The 14,833-nt window shown below is 73.5% G+C and carries 15 protein-coding genes; 7 read left to right on the top strand and 8 right to left on the bottom strand.

The window, feature by feature from the left end; translation table 11 throughout:
- Window positions 1-9: 9 nt before the first annotated feature.
- The 5 genes from EDD28_RS08205 to EDD28_RS08185 form a co-directional block, all read right to left on the bottom strand.
- Window positions 10-609: a hypothetical protein gene (locus tag EDD28_RS08205; RefSeq protein ID WP_148059571.1), complete on the bottom strand. Its 600-nt coding sequence runs from the start codon at window positions 607-609 to the stop codon at window positions 10-12.
- Complete coding sequence (locus EDD28_RS08200) at window positions 606-944, bottom strand: hypothetical protein (protein ID WP_148059570.1); 339 nt, start codon at window positions 942-944, stop codon at window positions 606-608. The genes EDD28_RS08205 and EDD28_RS08200 overlap by 4 nt, the downstream gene beginning before the upstream one ends.
- A 292-nt stretch (window positions 945-1,236) precedes the next feature.
- A complete protein-coding gene (locus tag EDD28_RS08195; protein ID WP_123739157.1) occupies window positions 1,237-2,523 on the bottom strand; it encodes an adenylosuccinate synthase in 1,287 nt (428 codons plus the stop codon).
- A gap of 192 nt (window positions 2,524-2,715) precedes the next feature.
- On the bottom strand, window positions 2,716-3,735 hold the full coding sequence (gene fbaA, locus EDD28_RS08190) for a class II fructose-bisphosphate aldolase (RefSeq protein ID WP_123739156.1): 1,020 nt from the start codon (window positions 3,733-3,735) through the stop codon (window positions 2,716-2,718).
- A 166-nt stretch (window positions 3,736-3,901) separates the two neighbouring features.
- A complete protein-coding gene (locus tag EDD28_RS08185) occupies window positions 3,902-4,558 on the bottom strand; it encodes a TrmH family RNA methyltransferase (RefSeq protein ID WP_123739155.1) in 657 nt (218 codons plus the stop codon).
- Window positions 4,559-4,728: 170 nt separating this feature from the next.
- On the opposite strand from EDD28_RS08185, the gene EDD28_RS08180 reads away from it, so the two are divergent.
- From EDD28_RS08180 to EDD28_RS08170, 3 genes are all read left to right on the top strand, one after another.
- Window positions 4,729-5,457, top strand: a complete 729-nt coding sequence (locus EDD28_RS08180; RefSeq protein ID WP_123739154.1) for a VTT domain-containing protein — start codon at window positions 4,729-4,731, stop codon at window positions 5,455-5,457.
- Between the two features lie 65 nt (window positions 5,458-5,522).
- On the top strand, window positions 5,523-6,086 hold the full coding sequence (locus tag EDD28_RS08175; protein ID WP_123739153.1) for an RNA polymerase sigma factor: 564 nt from the start codon (window positions 5,523-5,525) through the stop codon (window positions 6,084-6,086).
- Window position 6,087: 1 nt separating this feature from the next.
- Window positions 6,088-7,080 carry a hypothetical protein gene (locus EDD28_RS08170; protein ID WP_123739152.1) on the top strand — a complete coding sequence of 331 codons (993 nt, stop codon included), beginning with the start codon at window positions 6,088-6,090 and terminating at the stop codon, window positions 7,078-7,080.
- A 41-nt stretch (window positions 7,081-7,121) separates the two neighbouring features.
- Here the strand turns inward: EDD28_RS08170 and pyrE are convergent, their stop codons facing one another.
- The 3 genes from pyrE to EDD28_RS08155 form a co-directional block, all read right to left on the bottom strand.
- A complete protein-coding gene (pyrE, locus tag EDD28_RS08165) occupies window positions 7,122-7,691 on the bottom strand; it encodes an orotate phosphoribosyltransferase (RefSeq protein WP_245967970.1) in 570 nt (189 codons plus the stop codon).
- 157 nt (window positions 7,692-7,848) lie between these two features.
- Window positions 7,849-8,604 carry an SDR family NAD(P)-dependent oxidoreductase gene (locus tag EDD28_RS08160; RefSeq protein WP_123739150.1) on the bottom strand — a complete coding sequence of 252 codons (756 nt, stop codon included), beginning with the start codon at window positions 8,602-8,604 and terminating at the stop codon, window positions 7,849-7,851.
- On the bottom strand, window positions 8,601-9,371 hold the full coding sequence (locus EDD28_RS08155; RefSeq protein WP_123739149.1) for an MgtC/SapB family protein: 771 nt from the start codon (window positions 9,369-9,371) through the stop codon (window positions 8,601-8,603). The genes EDD28_RS08160 and EDD28_RS08155 overlap by 4 nt, the downstream gene beginning before the upstream one ends.
- Window positions 9,372-9,594: 223 nt before the next feature.
- Here EDD28_RS08155 and EDD28_RS08150 point away from each other — a divergent pair, with 223 nt between their 5' ends.
- Genes EDD28_RS08150 through EDD28_RS08135 form a run of 4 tightly spaced genes read left to right on the top strand, consistent with a single transcriptional unit; the run spans window position 9,595 to window position 14,804 of the window.
- Window positions 9,595-11,964 (top strand): hypothetical protein, encoded by a 2,370-nt coding sequence (locus tag EDD28_RS08150; protein WP_123739148.1) that lies wholly within the window; start codon window positions 9,595-9,597, stop codon window positions 11,962-11,964.
- A gap of 39 nt (window positions 11,965-12,003) precedes the next feature.
- On the top strand, window positions 12,004-12,789 hold the full coding sequence (locus tag EDD28_RS08145; protein WP_123739147.1) for an exodeoxyribonuclease III: 786 nt from the start codon (window positions 12,004-12,006) through the stop codon (window positions 12,787-12,789).
- Window positions 12,786-13,766, top strand: coding sequence for a septum formation family protein (locus EDD28_RS08140; protein ID WP_123739146.1), 981 nt, complete (start codon window positions 12,786-12,788; stop codon window positions 13,764-13,766). The genes EDD28_RS08145 and EDD28_RS08140 overlap by 4 nt, the downstream gene beginning before the upstream one ends.
- A gap of 51 nt (window positions 13,767-13,817) precedes the next feature.
- Window positions 13,818-14,804: a septum formation family protein gene (locus EDD28_RS08135; RefSeq protein WP_123739145.1), complete on the top strand. Its 987-nt coding sequence runs from the start codon at window positions 13,818-13,820 to the stop codon at window positions 14,802-14,804.
- The last annotated feature ends 29 nt before the right edge of the window (window positions 14,805-14,833 follow it).

Genomic DNA, 14,833 nt, shown 5'->3' with positions numbered 1-14,833 from the left:
CTGTATGCCCTACGGCGTCATGAGGAAGAACTGGTAGAACTCGTCCAGGCACTCGTCGACCGGCGACGGCCCGGCCACCTGCGCGTTGTCCTCGGCGTCCTGGATGAGTGCCTCGGCGATCTGGTCGTCGGAGGCGTTGTTCGACAGGTCGAGCCCCGCGTCGTTGAGGCAGGCGATGACCTCCGGGCGCATGGCCTCCTTCTCGTCGCGATCCAGCACCAGCGTCTGCGCCCAGAACATCGAGACCAGGCCGGCGTTGTCGTTCCAGCAGCTGTCGGTGATCTCCAGGAAGCGTCGGTCCGCAGCCTCGGGATCGCTCTCGCCGGTGTAGTCCACCTCGATCTCGTAACCGAGCAAGCCCTGCGTCAGCTCGATCGGGCCGGGCTCGTAGCCCGCCTCGACAACACAGTCACGTGCAGAGATCACCGCCTGCTCGTACTCGGCGTAGGTCAGCTCGCCGTCCTCCAGGAGCACCCGCTGGTTCTCCGGAGCGTTCTCCAGGTACCAGTCGAGGTCGTCGGCCCCGGCCGGATCGCCGTTGGCAGCGCACGCAGCGGTGGTAACGAGGGCCACCGCCGCGAGCGAGGCGCGAAGGACACGAGCACTCATCCGTAGATCCAGTGGCACTGTTCCGTCTTCGAGCGTCCGTCGATGTAGAGCTGCGCGCAGGCCTGACCGTCGCGTGCCGCCTGCCGCCGGAACCCGGACTCCCGGTGCGCCGAGTTGCCCCAGTTGCACTGCGAGTGGTGAGCGCCCTTGGATCTGCTGTACACGCTTCCACCGCTCTTAAAGGTGAAGTCGATCCGCCACAGGCAAATCGGGCCGGAGGCGAACTGGGCAGTGTTCGCCCAGGTGTAGGTGATGAGCTTCCCCTTGCCCTTGATCTCGTGGTAGAGCGTTCCTCCCGGGATCCCGACCGACTGGCCCTTGACGTTGACCGTCAACCCACCCCAGCTCGACACTCCCGAGGCATCGGCGTTCGCCGCCGTCACCCCGCCAACCACCAGCACAAGCATCATCGCCAGCGCTCCGACACCCCGACGCACTCCGCGGATCATCTGAAAGCTCCCTTGCTCACCGCCCTTGATACATAAAAGTAGCAGTGGGCCGGTTTGTGAGCAAGGGTGATGGACGGGGGCGGAGCGAGTAGAAACGAGGCGATACCCGGCGCACCGCGCACCGGAGGGTCGACGGGCGCGGCGCCGCCGGAGGTGCCCCGCGACCCGGCCGCCGACGTCAGCCGAGGATCGGGTGGCGGACGATCGTGGCCTCGCGCTGCGGGCCGACGCCGATCGAGGAGATGCGCGTGCCCGAGATGTCCTCGAGGTGCTCGACGTAGGACCGCGCGTTCGCGGGCAGCTCCTCGAACGTGCGCGCGCCGGAGATGTCCTCCCACCAGCCGGGCAGGTACTCGTAGACCGGGACGGCGTGGTGGAACGCGCTCTGGTCGGCCGGCATCTCGTCGTAGCGGACGCCGTCGACGTCGTACGCGACGCACACCGGGACCTTCTCCAGGCCGGTGAGCACGTCGAGCTTGGTCAGCACGAGGTCGGTCAGCCCGTTGATCCGCGAGGCGTACCGCGCGATGACGGCGTCGTACCAGCCGCAGCGGCGCGGCCGGCCCGTCGTGACGCCGAACTCCCCGCCGGTCTTGCGCAGGAACTCGCCCATGTCGTCGTGCAGCTCGGTCGGGAACGGGCCCTCGCCGACGCGGGTCGTGTACGCCTTGATGACGCCGACCACGGAGTCGATCCGCGTCGGGCCGATGCCCGAGCCGGTGCACGCGCCGGCCGCCGTCGCCGAGGAGGACGTCACGAACGGGTAGGTGCCGTGGTCGACGTCGAGCATCGTCGCCTGACCCGCCTCGAACAGGAGGGTCTGCCCGGCGTCGAGCGCCTGGTTGAGCACGAGCGAGCAGTCCGCCACCATCGGCGCGAGCCGGTCGGCGAACGCGAGCAGCGCGTCCATCGTCTCCTCGACTGTGACGGCGCGGCGGTTGTAGACCTTGAGCAGGATCTGGTTCTTCAGGTCGAGGGCGCCCTCGACCTTCTCGCGCAGGATCTTCTCGTCGTAGAGGTCCTGGACCCGGATCCCGACGCGGTTCATCTTGTCCGCGTAGGTCGGCCCGATGCCGCGGCCGGTGGTCCCGATCTGGCGCTTGCCGAGGAACCGCTCCGTGACCTTGTCCAGCGTCCGGTTGTACGGCGGGATGACGTGCGCGTTGGCCGAGACGAGGAGCTTGGAGGTGTCGACGCCGCGGGCCTCGAGATGGTCGAGCTCGGAGAACAGGACCTCGATGTCGATGACGACGCCGTTGCCGATCACGGGCGTGACACCCGGCGAGAGGATGCCCGACGGCAGCAGGTGCAGCGCGTACTTCTCGTCGCCGATGACGACGGTGTGGCCCGCGTTGTTGCCGCCGTTGAACTTCACGACGTAGTCGACCTGGGCGCCGAGCTGGTCGGTTGCCTTGCCCTTGCCCTCGTCGCCCCACTGGGCTCCGACGACGACCACTGCTGGCATCTGGATCAACTCCTGGATCGGGTGCGTTGCCGCGCCCATCCTCCCAGACCCCGGTGGCTCGGTGCGCCAGGGGGTCCAACCCCAGCCGGCTCGCCGACCTCGCGAACGCAGCGACGCCCCCGGTTCCGGCCACGAAGGCGGGAACCGGGGGCGTCGGCGCGACGCGCGCGTCGCGTCAGCCGCGGGGGCTGGTCACATCTTGTGGCCGGCGGAGCGGAGCTGCTGGCAGGCCTCCACCACGCGGGCGGCCATGCCGGCCTCGGCCAGCTTGCCCCAGGCGCGCGGGTCGTAGGCCTTCTTGTTGCCCACCTCGCCGTCGATCTTGAGGACGCCGTCGTACTGCGTGAACATGTGGCCGACGACGGGGCGCGTGAACGCGTACTGCGTGTCCGTGTCGATGTTCATCTTGATGACGCCGAAGTCGACGGCGGCGGAGATCTCCTCGGCCGTCGAGCCGGAGCCGCCGTGGAAGACGAGGTCGAACGGCTTGTCCTTGCCGAGCTTGCCGCCGACGACGTCCTGGATCTCCTTGAGGATGGCCGGACGCAGCTTGACGGCGCCCGGCTTGTAGACGCCGTGCACGTTGCCGAACGTGAGAGCCGTGAGGTAGCGGCCCTTCTCGCCGGAGCCGAGGACCTCGACCGTGCGCAGGCCGTCCTCGGGGGTCGTGTAGAGCTTCTCGTTGATCTCGGCCTCGTGGCCGTCCTCCTCGCCGCCGACGACGCCGACCTCGATCTCGAGGATCGTGCGGGCCGCCTGGGAGAGCTCGAGGAGCTCCGACGCGATGCTGAGGTTCTCCTCGAGCGGGACGTCCGAGCCGTCGTACATGTGCGACTGGAACGTCGGCAGACCGCCGGCCTTGACCTGCTCCGCCTCGAGCTGGAGGAGCGGGCGGACCCAGGAGTCGATGTTCTTCTTGACGCAGTGGTCGGTGTGCAGCGCGATGGTGACGCCGTAGCCCTTGGCGACCTCGGTCGCGTAGGCGGCCAGGGCGATCGAGCCGAGGACGCGGTCCTTGACCGTCGAGCCCGCCGCGTACTCGGCGCCGCCGACGGAGACCTGGATGATGCCGTCCGACTCCGCCTCGGCGAAGCCCTGGATGGCGGCGGTCACGGTCTGCGAGGACGTGATGTTGATGGCGGGGTAGGCGAACGAGCCGGCCTTGGCCCGGTCGATCATCTCGGCGTACTGCTCGGGGGTTGCGATGGGCATGGGGCTCCTTCGTCTCGGATGTCTCGGTGGGAACCTGTCGGCCCAAGTCTGGCACGCCCGGCCCCGCGCGCGGCAGGGACGTCCGTCCCGCGGCCGGCGGCCCCGGCGAGTGGCGCCGACGCACGGTCCGGGGCCGACGTCCGGCCCGGTCCTCGGGTCCCCGCGATCATCCTCCCTCGGCGCTGCGGTCGAGCGGCGGGACCGAGAGGTGCGCACCCGCCCACGCGTACATCGCGATGGCGCCGGCGGCCCCGGCATTCATCGACCGGGTCGATCCGTACTGCGTGATGTGCCGGACCTGCGCGCACTCCGCGAGCATCGCCTCGCTCAGCCCCGGCCCCTCCGAGCCGAGGACGAGGACGCAGTCCCGCGGCAGCCCCGTCGTCTCCAGCGGCGTCGATCCGGGCACGTTGTCGATCCCCACGACGACGACGCCGGCCGCCCGCGCCCAGGCCGCCAGGTCGGCCGGCTCGGGGTGGTGGTGCACGTGGAGGTAGCGGTCCGTCACCATCGCACCGCGCCGGTTCCACCGACGACGGCCGACGACGTGCACGCCCGCGACGTTGAACGCGTTCGCGGTGCGGACGATCGAGCCGATGTTGAAGTCGTGCTCCAGGTTCTCGATCGCGACGTGCAGCGGGGCGCGCCGACGGTCGAGATCGGCGACGACCGCCTCGACCGTCCAGTACCGGTACCGGTCGAGGACGTTGCGGCGGTCGCCGGCGGCGAGCAGCTCCGGGTCCAGCCGCGGGTCGTCCGGCCAGTCGTCGGGACCGCCGGGCCACGGCCCGACCCCAACCGCGCGCTCCGCCTCGTCACTCACGCGACCATCCTGCCGCGAGCCGGCGACGCAGCATCGACCGGCGCCGGCCGGGCGTCGGCCGGGAACCGGCCGCGTCGACCACCCGGGCAAACGCAAGGGTCCTGTGAAGACCCGGCCGCCGTGCGGCGCAGGCCCTCGGCACCGCCCGCCCCGGCCGCTACCGTTGGCCGGTGCCCTTCCTCGACTCCTTCTCCGTCCTCGCGGACGCCGCCGGACAGACGATCGCGCTCGGACCGGACTGGCTCGACGCCAACACGCTCATCGAGCGGTTCGGCGACGCCGCGCTCATCGGGATCGTCGCGGTCATCTTCATCGAGACGGGGCTGCTCTTCCCGTTCCTGCCGGGTGACTCGCTGCTGTTCACGGCCGGCGCGCTCGTGGCGCAGGACCAGCTCACCATCAGCCTCCCGCTGCTGCTCGTCATGCTGTTCGCCGCGGCCTTCCTCGGGGACCAGCTCGCGTACTTCATCGGGCGGCAGTTCGGCGCGCGGCTGTTCCGCAACCCGAACGCGAGGATCCTCAAGCCCAAGTACATCGAGCAGGCCCACGACTACTTCGAGCGCTACGGCGGCCGCACGATCGTGCTGGCCCGGTTCGTGCCGATCGTGCGGACCTACGCGCCCGTCGCGGCCGGGATGAGCCGGATGAACTACCGGCACTTCGTCTCCTACAACGTGATCGGCGCGCTCGTCTGGGCGGTCGGGGTGACGCTGCTCGGCTACGCGCTGGGCAACCTCACGTTCGTCAAGGAGAACATCGAGGCGCTGCTCGTCGTCATCGTCGCGATCTCGGTGCTGCCGATGGTGTTCGAGATCTGGCGCGCCCGCCGCAAGGCCGCCCGGGAGCCCGCCGAGACGGCGCTCGAGATCGCGACGGGCGAGGACCCCGAGAAGGTCTGACCCCTCCCCCGACCGACCGGGCAACGGGGACGTAAGGGACGGCGTCCTTCGGACACTCCTGTGGTGTGAGCACCGACGCCGAGCGCCTCAACGCCCTGTGGGACGCCTATGCGCACCGGGTCCAGGCCTACGCGATGCGGCACGTCGACCCCGACACCGCGGCCGAGGTCGTCTCCGAGACCTTCCTCATCGCCTGGCGCCGCCTCGCCGACGTGCCCGGGGAGCCGATGCCGTGGCTCCTCGTCGTCGCCCGCAACACGATCCGCAACGCCTACCGCTCGCGCTACCGGGCGCGGGCACTGGCCGACGAGCTCGCCCGGATCGCCGATGTCCTGCCACCGGTGGCCGAGGCGGCCGAGGACGTGGCGCTCGAGCGCGATGCGCTCCTGCGAGGTCTCGCGGCGCTCACCCCGCGGGAGCGCGAGGCCCTGCTGCTCACGTCGTGGGACGGGCTCGCCGCCGCCGATGCCGCCCGCGTCGCAGGCTGCTCCGTGAGCGCGTTCCAGGTGCGTCTGCACCGCGCCCGTCGGCGGCTGCGCGCCGCCCTGCACCCCGACGACGACGCCGACGGCCGTTCCCGCCGAGCCGACCCTCGTGCTCACGCCGTCATTGCCTGGGAGGGAGACTGACATGGGGATCGAGCACCACGACTGGATGGACCCGAGTCGGAGCGCCGACGTCCTGCGTCGACACGCACCCGACCGACCCGACGACGCGCGGCTGGTCGAGGCGCGGGCGGGACTCGACGCCGCGATCGGGCACGGGACGGGACCGGGCGCGGGCGTGACAGGTGCCGCGGCCCGTGCGCGGCGGGCCCGGGCGCTGCGCCTCATGATGCCGGTCGCGGCCGCCGTCGTCCTCGGCGTCGTGTTCGTCCTGTGGCCGAGCCCGTCCGCACCCTCGGCCTTCGCCGACTGGTCCCCGAGCCCCGGGCCGGGCGACGTCGGGGCGGAGACCACGCTCGTGCTGCAGTGCCAGGAGCGCGCGACCACGGCGCAGCTCACGCTCGCGGCCGCCCGGGCCGAGGCGGAGGCGAAGGCGCGATCCCGCCTCGCCGCGCAGCTCGACGAGGTCCGGGGGCAGGAGGCGGCGACGGAGGAGACGGGGCCGGAGGAGACGGCGACGGCCGACGGGCTCGACGACGTGCTCGACCCGGTCGTCGTCGACTCGCGCGGGTCGTGGACCTACGTCGTGCTGGGCGGCGGGTCGGCCTCCGACGGGACCGCGTTCCAGGTCGAGTGCCTGCTGGACTCCTCGGGCGCCGGGGACGGCAGCCTCGTCGCCGTGATGGAGTGGACCGCCGACTCGCGAATGGTCGACGGGGACGACGCCGTCGACCCCTTCGGCGGGTACAGCTACAGCGTCACCGACGGTGTCGGGTGGACGGCCGTCACGGGAGGTGTGCCCGAGGGGACCTCAGGCGTCGTCCTCCACCTGACCGACGGCACCACCGTCGAGGCGACCGTCTCCGACCCGCCGCCACGGGCGGCGGACAGCCCGGGCGGCGCGCTCGATCGGCCCTACGCCGCGTGGTGGCCGACGACGACCGCTGGCCCGTTCCCCGAGACCATCGAGCTGCGCGCCAGCGACGGCAGGGTGTCCGAGCACGCGGTGGAGCCCTGAGCTGGCCGCGCGCCCGGGCGTGAGGCGTCCCGAGGACGGCGTCAGTCGGTGGCGGGCAGGCCGAGATCCTCGGTGTCGAGGATCCAGAAGTACGGCAGGCCGGTCTCGGCGACGGCCTCGCGGGCACCCGTGTCGCGGTCGACGACCACGGCGCACGCCACGACCTCCGCACCGGCCTCGCGCAGCGCCTCGACGGCGGTGAGGATCGAGCCGCCGGTGGTCGAGGTGTCGTCGAGCGCGACGACCTTGCGGCCCACGACGTCCGGGCCCTCCACCTGCCGGCCCATGCCGTGGGTCTTGGCGGCCTTGCGGACGACGAACGCGTCGAGCTCCAGCCCCCGGGACGCCGCGGCGTGCAGCATCGCGGCGGCGACCGGGTCGGCACCCATCGTGAGCCCGCCGACGGCGTCGATCTCGCCCGGGCCGAAGCCGTTCTCCTCGAGCTTGTCCAGCAGCAGGTGCCCGATGAGCGGCGCGGCCTCGTGGTGCAGCGTCGCGCGGCGCATGTCGACGTAGTAGTCGGCCTCCCGCCCGGAGGCGAGGGTGACGCGGCCGTGCACGACGGCGAGATCGGAGACGAGGTCGGCCAGGCGCTGCTTCGGGGTGCTCACGATCGCCCAGCGTAGTTGCCGCCCCGGGGCGTCCGCTCCGCGCGGATCGGCCCACCCCGCCCGCGCCCGCCCGGCGGCCTCCAGCCCTGCGACCTGCGACGACGCGCACGACGGGGCCGAGGCGGCGCGTCCGATCCGCAGAGAGCGGACGGGGGCGTCAGAACGAGCGGCTGATCCGCCGGACCACGCCGCGCGGCAGGTGCCGCAGCAGCCACGACGCCGCGCGGTAGCGCAGCGATGGCGTCACCTCGACGCGCCCGGCCCGCGCCGCCGCGAGCGTGTCGGCGACGACGTCCGAGGCCGAGAGCCACGCCCAGCGGGGGAAGCCGGACGCCCGCCAGCCCGCCCGGTCGTGGAACTCGGTCCGGGTGAGGCCGGGGTTGACCACCGTCGCGGTGACGCCGGTCCCCCGCAGCGAACGGCCGAGACCCTCGGTGAACGTGCGGACCCAGGCCTTGTGCGCCGAGTAGGTCCCGGATGCCATGAGCCCGGCCACCGACCCCACCGTGATGATCGTCCCCCGGCCGCGCGGCACCATCTCCTCGACGGCCGCCCGCGCCAGGACGAGCACGGACGTCACCATGACCGCGAGCGCCGCCTCCTCCACCCCGGGCGCGGTCCGGTGGAACGTCGCCCCGAGGCCGTACCCGGCGTTGAGGACGAGGACGTCGACCGGCGCGGGACTGCCCGCATGCACCCGTTCGACGACGAGCGCGAGCTGGTCCGGGTCGGCCAGGTCGGCCGGCAGGACCTCGACCTGGACGCGCGCGGCGGCGCGAAGCTGCTCCGCCAGCGTCTCGAGCCGGTCGACGGAACGAGCGACGAGGACGAGGTCGTGGCCGGACTCGGCGAGCTGCCAGGCGAACTCGGTGCCGAGCCCGGCGCTCGCTCCCGTGATGAGTGCGGTGGTCATCGTCCCATCGTGCTGGACGAACCCCACGAACCCCAGTCGGGCAGGTCGGTCGGCGGGTCGGCCGGGGCGTCGACCGGCTGGCTCCCGTCGAGCCGGCGTCCCGCGAGGAGGTCGCACGTCCGGGCGAAGGCGTCGAGGCCGTCGGGCGGGACGTACCGGGCGAGCGGGAGGCCGTGCAGCAGGTTGACGCTGAGGTACCGCTCGGGGCCGCCGGTGCGCAGCGCGAACCGGAACGTGCGCCAGAACCGTCCCTTCACCTCCGTCGACTCCACGGCGGCCGACCGGGCGAGCGCGACGCAGCTCCACGGCGTCGCGAAGAAGGGCCGGTCCGGGTCGCGCCACATGGCGAGGCCGGCCGGTGTCGCCGTGATCGCGATCGCGACGCGCGGCGACGGACCGTCGACCCCGAGGACGTCGAGGAGCCGACGGCGATCGACGTGCGCTCCGACCAGCACGACCTCCGGCTGGGCACGGCGGATCGAGCGCACCAGCCAGGTGAGCCGCGCCGAGCTCAGCCAGAGCGCGATGCCGACGATGACGAGCACGACGACGAACGTCGCGAGCAGCATCGCGGGGAACGCGAGCCTGCTCTCGATCCCGCCCCGCGCGGTCAGCGTCACCAGGCCCGCGAGGATCGCGACGAGGACGAGCGTCGGCCCACCGATCACGCGGAGCGTTCGCGTTCCCGAGCGGTGCCACTCGCGCTCCCATCGCCCCGGGTCGACCTGCCCGCGGTCCGAGGAGGTCTCGACCGTCGCTTTACCCATGCTTGAAGGATCAGGGACGTTGCCGGGCTGGTCAAGCGGCGCGTCACCGGTGGTTCCCGAGCGCGAGCCTGCCCGTTCGGGCAGGGGGCGGAGCCCGACCGGACGCGGCGAAGGGGCGAGGTCGACGCACTCCCGCCTGCGAGGCTCCGCCCATGGCGCTTCCAGCGAGCGCGCCGGCGATCCGCCCCGACCGCGACGGACATCGCGGCCGAGGGAGGGAGCCGTGACGCCCCAGACCGCGGAGACGGAGACGATCGAGACGACCGCTCGACGCCCGTCCGGGCCCGACCGCGCGTCCGGGGCCGGTCTCGCGTCCGGGCCTGACCTCGCGGCCGGGGTGACCGTGGCGGGAGCTCGCCCCGCGTCGCCGCGGCTGTCCGCCGCCTCGCACGCCCGGGTGCACGCGCTGCAGCGCCTGGCCGGCAACCGGGCCGTCGCGGCGAGCCTGCAGCGCGACGCCCCGTCCCAGCCGCTCGACGAGCGGGAGCCGGAGACGTCGGACGCGACCGACGCCGCGGTCTCGATGCCGGGACCGGCCGCCTCGTTCGACCCGGGCATGTCCCTCGACCCCGGCGCCGCGAGCGCGTCCGGCGGAACCCCGACCGACCCGGCGACGTCCACCGGCCCGGCGTCGTCCTCCGCGGCGTCGGAGGGTCCGGCGACGTCCGGCGACCCGGGCGCCGGGCCCGTCGCGTCCGTCGAGCCGGTCACGCTCCCCGCACCGGAGCCGGTCCCGGCCGCCCCCGTCGTCCCGGAGCCGACGGCGAGCGGACCGGAGGAGCTCGGGCTCGTCCCGGCCGACGCCGGCCCGGCCGCGGGCGTCCCCCTCGACGGTCCCGCCGCCACGCTCGACGGCGGTGGCGGCGACGGTGGCGGGAGCGGCGGCGGAGGCGGCGGGAACGGGGGCGCGGGCGGCACCGGGGGGACCGGCGGCGGTCCGGCAACGGTGTCGCCGCCGTTCGACTTCACGGGCTGGGTCGTCGACAACGGCAACTACATCCGCACGCCGCTCGAGTTCGGCCGGGCCGTCCCGGGTCTCGGGCTGTACGGCGGGCTGGCGGCCGACGCCCTCCAGTTCGCCCAGGACGTCAGGGCCACGCCGGGGGCGATGACCGAGCACCCGATCTTCTCGGTGTTCCTCATGGTCCGCAACGGCATCAACATGCTCAACGGTGCGGTCGGCCACGTCGTCTACATCAACGAGCTCGTCCAGGACGGTCTCGCCGTCTCCGTCATCGGCGCCGAGTTCATCCCGGTCTCGGCGTCGGCGCACGGGGTCTTCGCGCTCGCCAAGGCCTACTTCTCGACGGTGCTCACGTTCCTCGACACCGGGCTCATGGTCGGAGCCGCCTACAACGCCGATCACAACCCGGACCAGCAGGAGGCCTGGGCCTCCCTCGCCGACGGCTACGCCGCCAACTCGATGGGCTCCGCCGTCTCGATGGTGCTCGACATCATCGCGCTGGCGTCGGCCGGCGTCTCCCAGACGGGCATCGTCAGCGCGAACCGGGGTGCCCTCGCGATACTCGCGCGGATGGCCAAGAACTGGGGCAAGACGCTGTTCGACTGGGCGCAGCAGATGTTCAACGTCTGGGGCGGCGACCTGCTCACGGAGCGCCGCACGTCCGGCCAGGCGGCGGGCCCCAGCGTCCAGCAGGAGGCCGACCCGCTCCAGCGCCTGTCGGCCGGGGACCTCGGCGACGTGGCCCTCGCACCCGCGATGCTGGCGCAGGCCGCGAACCTGCGCGCGACCTCGGCCGCCGGCCGGGTGGCGTGGGCGGGGATCGACGCGGAGCTGGCCGCGGTGAGCGAGGCGTCGGCCCAGTCGCTCGCCTCCATGGACCGTGTCTCGGCCGAGCTCTTCGACGGGAAGTCGAGCTTCGAGGTGCTGCGCGGGGCGTCGGACACCGCGCTGGCGGCCATGGAGGAGCGGATCGCAGCGCTGCAGCAGTTCCAGCAGGCCGCGCGCGACGGCCGGACGAACGCGGACGCGGTCCAGGCGGGATCGGCGGAGATCCTCACGGCCATCGACGGTCTCACCGTCCCGACCGTCGAGATCCCCCGCGCCGAGCTGGGCGACGGCGCGCTGGCCGACCTCGCCGAGGGCGTCCTCAACACGGGCGCCGGCGTCGCCGGCTACGCCCTCGAGGCGATGGTGGCGCGCGTGCGGGCCGCGACCGACACGGCCAAGGGGGCCGTGCGCGCCCCGGTCGAGTCGGTCCGTGACAACGCCGCCGAGATCGGCGAGTTCCTCGCGCTCGCGGCGGAGATGACCGAGGGGCAGGTCGCCCAGGTCCAGGAGTTCGTCAGCGGCTTCCGCGCGGCCATGGCCCAGACCACCGGCTACGAGAGCGCGATGGACACGATCATCGCGCAGGTGGCCGAGCTGACGGGTCTGCCGGCGTTCCGCATCCAGGACGTCCGCGACGCCTGGAACGGCATCCCCGGGGTGCTCGACGACGTCGACCGGCTCGCCGACCGGCTGGAGCAGCGCGCGGCGGCGACGCTGGCGGGGACGCCCGACGCCGCGGGCGGAGACCACCGGATGTCGTCGGCGGCGCCCGCCGACCCGGGCGAGGACGCTCAGGGCTGAGACCCGCCGGTGTCGGTGGTCGCGGATACGGTTGGTGTCATGCGGATCGCCACGTGGAACGTCAACTCCATCCGAGCGCGCGTCGATCGGGTCACCTCCTGGCTCGAGCGCAACGACGTCGACGTCCTCGCCATGCAGGAGACGAAGTGCAAGGACGCCCAGTTCCCGCACCTGCCGTTCGAGGCGATCGGGTACGAGGTCGCGCACACGGGCCTGAGCCAGTGGAACGGGGTCGCCGTGGTGTCCCGCGTGGGGATCGAGGACGTCGAGACGGCCTTCGAGGCTCAGCCCGGCTGGGGTGAGCAGCTCGCGACCGAGGCGCGGGCGCTCGGGGCGACGTGCGGGGGCGTGCGCGTCTGGTCGCTCTACGTGCCGAACGGGCGGACCATCGTCGACCCGCACTACGCCTACAAGCTCGAGTGGCTCGCCGCGCTGCGCGCGAGCGCCGCGAGCTGGATCGCGTCGGGCACCCCGACGATGCTGCTCGGCGACTGGAACATCGCCCCGCTCGACGAGGACGTGTGGGACCGCGAGTTCTTCGAGGGCAGCACCCACGTCACGGCGCCGGAGCGGGAGGCCCTCGCCGCGATCGAGGCCACCGGCTTCACGGAGCTCACGCGCAGCTACACCCCCGGTGAGTACACCTACTGGGACTACACCCAGCTCCGCTTCCCCAAGCGCCAGGGCATGCGGATCGACCTCGCGCTCGGCTCGCCCGAGGTCACGGCGCGGGTCACCGGCGCGCGGATCGACCGCGAGGAGCGCAAGGGCAAGGGCGCGAGCGATCACGCCCCCGTCGTCGTCGAGCTGGCGGATCCCGCATGAGCCGGCACGCGGGGGGCGAGGACGGCGGGCTGCCGGAGATCCCGAAGGCGCCGGACGCGTCGCCGGAGGAGGCCGCGCGCCGACGACGCAGCCCCTACTCGGCGCGCACCGAGCGGGCGGCGCCCGCGCCGGCCGGTCCGGGTCAGGGTGGGCCGCCCGGCGTCGCCAGCCCGACAGCCGAGCCGTGGGCACCGCCACCCGGCGTCGCCGGCCCGACGGCGGAACCGTGGGCACCGCCGCCCGGCCAGCAGGCCTGGGGGGTGCCCGGTGCCGCGGGAACCCCGCCGGCGTCGATCGCGTCGGCGCCGTCCGCCTCGTCGGAGGCGGGGTCGACGACGCTGGCCGCCGGCGCCGGTCTCGCCATCCCCGCGATCGAGCGAGCGCCGCTCGACGCCGTGAGCGTCGCGGCGGTCGCGACGGGCGCGATCGGGCTCGGGCCGGTCGCCGTCGTGCTCGGTGCGCTCGGCCTGCGTCGCACCACCCGGCAGTGGCGACGCAGCCCGGCGATCGCCGGCGTCGGGCTGGGGCTCGGCATCCTCGGGACGCTCGGCTGGGTCGGGCTGGGGGTCGCCGCTGGCCTCGGGGCGTTCTCCGGCCCCGACCTCACGGCCACCCCGGGGGACGTCGCGGCACCCCGCACGGTCCACGCGAGCGCGCTCGCGGCCGGCAACTGCGTCGAGACCGTGCCACCGCAGCAGGAGGTCGGCGAGCTCCACCTGGTCCCCTGCGCGGAGCCGCACCTCGCCCAGGTCCTCGCCGTCACCGACTACCCGTCCGACACCTACCCCGGGCAGGACCCGGCGCTCGAGACGGCCACCGAGTGGTGCTCCGGCATCCTGGCCGAGCACGGCTTCGCCGCCGACTCCTTCCTCGCGTGGCCGATCGTCCCGACGCCCGCGGCCTGGGACGAGGGCGTCCGGGCGATGTCCTGCTCGGCGCGCTCCACGCTCGGCCAGATCACCGGGGACCTCTCCTGACGGCGTCGCGCGGCGCGCACCGTCGCGGCAAGTGCCGGTAGGTTGCTGCGCATGAGCACGCCCTCCGGCCACGACCCCCAGCCGCCGACCGAGCCAGCCGGCGGCGGCTACGGCGTCGTGCCCTCCGGGAGCTACGGGATCGACCCGTCGCAGCAGCCACCGGCGCAGCCCCAGCCGCCGGCGACGCCGCCGCAGTACCAGCCGGCGGCGGCACCGCACCAGCCCGCGGCCCCGTCGGCGCAGCCCTACCAGCCGGCCGGCCCGGCGGCCCAGCCGCCTGCGCCCCAGCCGCAGTACGCCTCCGGCTACGCAGCCGCACCCCCACCCGGCCAGACGCCGACCGGGACCTACGCCCCGCCGGGGGCCGGCTACGGCCAGCCGCCGGACGGTCCCGGCGAGCAGCCGCCGCGCACGGGCCCCAACCCCGGCACGACGATCGGCTGGATCGGCTTCGGGCTCGCCTTCGTCGTCGGGTTCATCGGGATCGTCCTCGGCGCCATGTCCGTCACGCGCTCGCGCCGCGCCGGCGCGTCCATCCGGATCGGCGTCGTGGCGATCGTCGTCGGGGTGCTGCAGGTGCTCACGGTCATCGTCGTCGTGCTCGCGAACCTCATCGTCCAGCTCGGCGGCGGCCCGACCCGGGTCAACCCCGGCGACGTCTCCCAGGAGCAGACCGTCCCCGTCGCCGACCTCGTGCCCGGCATGTGCCTCGACACCACCAGCATCACCGACGCCGACATCCTCGTGGTGCCGTGCGCTCAGCCGCACGACGGAGAGGTGATCGCGCAGCTCACCCGCACGGGCACGGCCTACCCCGGCGACGACACGCTCTACGACGACGCCATCGACGAGTGCTACGGCCCGGTCTCGTCCGCGCTCCCGCCGACCGCGAACACGCAGAACCTCTACGTCGACGCGTTCGTGCCGACGCAGGAGGAGTGGGACGCCGGCAGCCGGATGCTGTCCTGCCTCCTCGTGTCGGACGGCACCATGACCGGCAGCGCGACGGCCGGGGACCTCGTCGCCCCGATCGGCTGACCCGCCGACCCCGACGCCCGACCCGACCC

This window comes from Salana multivorans, from assembly GCF_003751805.1.
GTDB classification, from domain to species: domain Bacteria; phylum Actinomycetota; class Actinomycetes; order Actinomycetales; family Beutenbergiaceae; genus Salana; species Salana multivorans.
This window is presented reverse-complemented; position numbering and strand designations above follow the sequence as displayed.